The following is a 260-nucleotide window of genomic DNA, read 5'->3' on the forward strand; positions in this document are numbered from 1 at the left end:
TCTTGTGTCATCAGGAAAGCGGTTCTCTATATCGTCTAGTTTATCGTTCCATTTTTTCAGTCCATCCGCATCATTTTCAAAAATAAAAGCAAGGTGCTTTTTGTATAGTTGATTGTTGCTTATGACAATTTTTTTTGTAAACTCAGAAGAACCATAAATGTGGTTCATCAGTATATCTTGATATATTTTCTTGAGGCCCAGCCCGCCTTGGTGATGAATATGCAACTCATTCTCAAAGTCGTCATGCTCAACACCTCGCC

The 260-nt window shown here is 37.7% G+C and carries 1 protein-coding gene; it reads right to left on the reverse strand.

The genetic code is table 11. The features are described 5' to 3' along the window. The coding region (locus tag P8629_RS12185) for a hypothetical protein (RefSeq protein WP_278166372.1) at positions 1-260 on the reverse strand (260 nt) is incomplete at both ends.

Source organism: Hydrogenovibrio sp. 3SP14C1 (assembly GCF_029625905.1).
Taxonomy (GTDB): Bacteria; Pseudomonadota; Gammaproteobacteria; order Thiomicrospirales; family Thiomicrospiraceae; genus Hydrogenovibrio.